The organism is Mesorhizobium sp. M2C.T.Ca.TU.002.02.1.1 (assembly GCF_003997225.1).
Genome location: NZ_RZTO01000735.1, coordinates 1 through 3,109, shown reverse-complemented (window position 1 = coordinate 3,109; position 3,109 = coordinate 1). Strand labels below are relative to the sequence as shown.

Here is a 3,109-nt window from a genome sequence, read left to right as displayed (position 1 = left end):
GCCTTGTAGGGCATCATCAGCGCATGCGCGGCGTAGCGGCCGAGCTCGAAGCGGGCAAGCCGGCGCGCCTCGTCGGTGCCGAGCTTCAGCGCCTGGACCTCGCCCGCGATGGCCACCGACATGCGGATCAGGCTCGCCTCCATGGCGACTTCGCGCAGCTGGTCGAAAGGCGACAGCCGCTCGGACAGGAACAGACGCTGCGAATGGCGGTCGTAACGGCGGCGCCAGTTGGGCATGGTGGCGACCGGCAACACCTTGACGACGATGCCGTGCTCGCGCCTCAGCCAGGCCTTCAGCGCGCCAGACAGATCATCGCCGGGCTCGAGGACCGACGTGAAAGCCTCCGCCTCCTCTTCCAGCGAGGCGAAGTGGTTCGGGCGGCGCTCGAACACTTCGTGGACTTCGTCGGCGGGCAGGCGCGCGCCGGACAAAGCGGTCGCCCTGCCTTCCCTGGCCAGAAGCTGGTTGAGGTCGGACAGGCGCTCGGCCTGCTCGCGATAGGCGCGAAAGAGCTTCACCATCGCCGCCGAGGCATTCGGCGCCGTCTCGGCGAGGTCGATCAGTTCCTGATCGCCAGGCAACTCGCCGGCAAGGAGCGGATCGCTGAAGGCTTCGCGCAATGCCGCGATCGAACCTTTTGTCTCGCCCTGAAGTTCGTGCGGATCGACCTTGTAGACGGAGGCAAGCTTGAGAATGAGCTGCACCGTCAGCGGCCGCTGGTTGCGCTCGATCAGGTTGAGATAGGAGGGCGAGATGCCCAACCCCTCGGCCATCGCCGTCTGGGTCAGGCCCCTGGCGTTGCGCAGCCGGCGCAGCCGCGGCCCGGCGAAGATCTTCTGGTCGGCCATCCCTGCCATCCTTGACAAGAATTTACATGAACATCAAGTCCGGCGCTCGCTTCGCCGCTTTTACAATCGTGACAAATTTACAGAGCTGACTTGTCAATGGCAACACAGCTTTTCCTTTATTTTCCGAGGAATCTTGCGGTTTTCCTAGGCACCCTTCGCACCGCAATGTAAACGATGTCATACGCAAACATCGCAGGATATGCCTTTGCGATGCAGCGCTGGCACAAATTACCAAAGACCCGGAGTGACCCATGACCGATTTTTACAACCTCGTCCCCTCAGCGCCGGAAGGCCGTTTCGACGGCATCGAGCGCCCCTATTCGCCAGAGGATGTGAAGCGGTTGCGGGGCTCCGTGCAAATTCGCCAGACGCTGGCCGAGATGGGGGCGAACCAGCTGTGGAAGCTCATCCATGAGGAGGATTTCGTCAACGCGCTGGGGGCGATGTCGGGCAACCAGGCCATGCAGCAGGTTCGGGCCGGGCTGAAGGCGATCTATCTCTCGGGCTGGCAGGTCGCCGCCGACGCCAACACCGCCTCGGCGATGTATCCGGACCAGTCGCTCTACCCGGCCAATGCGGCGCCGGAACTGGTCAAGCGCATCAACCGCACCTTGCAGCGCGCCGACCAGATCGAGACGTCCGAAGGCAAGGGGCTGTCGGTCGAGACCTGGTTCGCGCCTATCGTGGCCGACGCCGAAGCCGGTTTCGGCGGCCCGCTCAACGCCTTCGAGATCATGAAGGCCTTCATCGAGGCAGGCGCCGCCGGCGTCCACTACGAGGACCAGCTGGCGTCGGAGAAGAAGTGCGGCCATCTCGGCGGCAAGGTGCTGATCCCGACGGCGGCGCATATCCGCAACCTCAACGCGGCGCGCCTCGCGGCCGACGTGATGGGCACGCCGACGCTGGTCGTGGCGCGCACGGACGCCGAGGCGGCGAAGCTCTTGACCTCCGATATCGACGAGCGCGACCGGCCTTTTGTCGACTACGACGCCGGCCGCACGGTCGAGGGCTTCTACAATGTGCGTAACGGCATCGAGCCCTGCATCGCGCGCGCCGTCGCCTATGCGCCGCATGCCGACCTGATCTGGTGCGAGACCTCGAAGCCGGATCTGACGCAGGCGAGGAAATTCGCCGAGGGCGTGCACAAGCATCATCCGGGTAAGCTGCTCGCCTATAACTGCTCGCCGTCCTTCAATTGGAAGAAGAACCTGGACGACGCGACGATCGCCAAGTTCCAGAAGGAGCTCGGCGCGATGGGCTACAAGTTCCAGTTCATCACGCTGGCCGGCTTCCACCAGTTGAACTTCGGCATGTTCGAGCTGGCGCGCGGCTACAAGGACCGCCAGATGGCCGCCTATTCGGAACTGCAGGAGGCCGAGTTCGCGGCCGAGGCCCACGGCTACACCGCGACCAAGCACCAGCGCGAGGTCGGCACCGGCTATTTCGACGCCGTGTCGATGGCGATCACCGGCGGCCGGTCTTCGACCACCGCCATGCATGAATCGACCGAGCACGCCCAGTTCAGGCCGGCGGCCGAGTAACGGATAACAACCAGAGGAAACGCCCGCAGGGCATTTGCATCGAGGAGAAGACCAATGGCATCGATAAGCCGCGTCAAGGAAAGGGCGGAAGAACAATCGAGCGCGATGAGCGTCGACCAGCAGGCGACGATCCGCATGCTCGCCAACGATCTGCACAGGCTCAACCAGTCGGTCATGAAGGCAGTCGAGGCCGGCGTCTCGGTGGAGCTGGTGCGTTCGGCCAGGCACCATGGCGGCGACGGCAACTGGGGAGACCTTTTGATCCCGGTGATCGTTACCCAGCAGAGTCACACCTGACGTGACGTCAACAGTTTCGGCGATGGTCTCCCGCGCGCTATACGTTCGGGAGACTATCGCATTTTTTCGGTTTGCCTTCACTGTCTCGGGGTACGACTTGCACTGAATCTCGGAAATTCTTGCTATATTTTCGAGCTCGACCGTTTCAGCTTGACACCGGCCGCGATCTCACCCAATTGTGCCTCAGGTTTCAACCCTGCATTGAACCAGAGTGTCTCTCCGCCGATGTGTCCCGCCGACCGTGACGACCACTCCGAAAGACACCCGAAACCGGCAGCCCGGACGGGGACGATCGCGGCTGACTTTTCCAAAGTGCTCGTCGTCGGAAAATCGTCGATCAACCGGGTCGTGGTGTCGAAAATCGTCGAGAAATCGGGACTGAAGCCGATTTCGGAATCGCCCGAGGCCGCAGAGAAGACGCTG

3 protein-coding genes and 1 pseudogene are annotated in these 3,109 nt (G+C 62.9%); 3 read left to right on the top strand and 1 reads right to left on the bottom strand.

Annotated features, from left to right (window positions below; genetic code table 11):
- On the bottom strand, positions 1-848 hold an 848-nt coding region (locus EOD07_RS28505; RefSeq protein ID WP_164772620.1), incomplete at its 3' end, for a helix-turn-helix transcriptional regulator.
- 251 nt (positions 849-1,099) lie between these two features.
- On the opposite strand from EOD07_RS28505, the gene aceA reads away from it, so the two are divergent.
- The 3 genes and pseudogenes from aceA to EOD07_RS38700 form a co-directional block, all read left to right on the top strand.
- A complete protein-coding gene (aceA, locus tag EOD07_RS28500; RefSeq protein ID WP_127237742.1) occupies positions 1,100-2,389 on the top strand; it encodes an isocitrate lyase in 1,290 nt (429 codons plus the stop codon).
- A gap of 54 nt (positions 2,390-2,443) precedes the next feature.
- On the top strand, positions 2,444-2,686 hold the full coding sequence (locus EOD07_RS28495) for a hypothetical protein (RefSeq protein WP_027168360.1): 243 nt from the start codon (positions 2,444-2,446) through the stop codon (positions 2,684-2,686).
- Between the two features lie 225 nt (positions 2,687-2,911).
- Positions 2,912-3,109: pseudogene (locus EOD07_RS38700) on the top strand (response regulator); the annotation flags it as partial.

What these genes read in the sequence shown, in the direction of transcription:
- aceA (WP_127237742.1), top strand. Translation starts at nt 1,100, where the DNA reads ATGACCGATTTTTACAACCTCGTCCCCTCAGCGCCGGAAGGCCGTTTC.
- EOD07_RS28495 (WP_027168360.1), top strand. Translation starts at nt 2,444, where the DNA reads ATGGCATCGATAAGCCGCGTCAAGGAAAGGGCGGAAGAACAATCGAGC.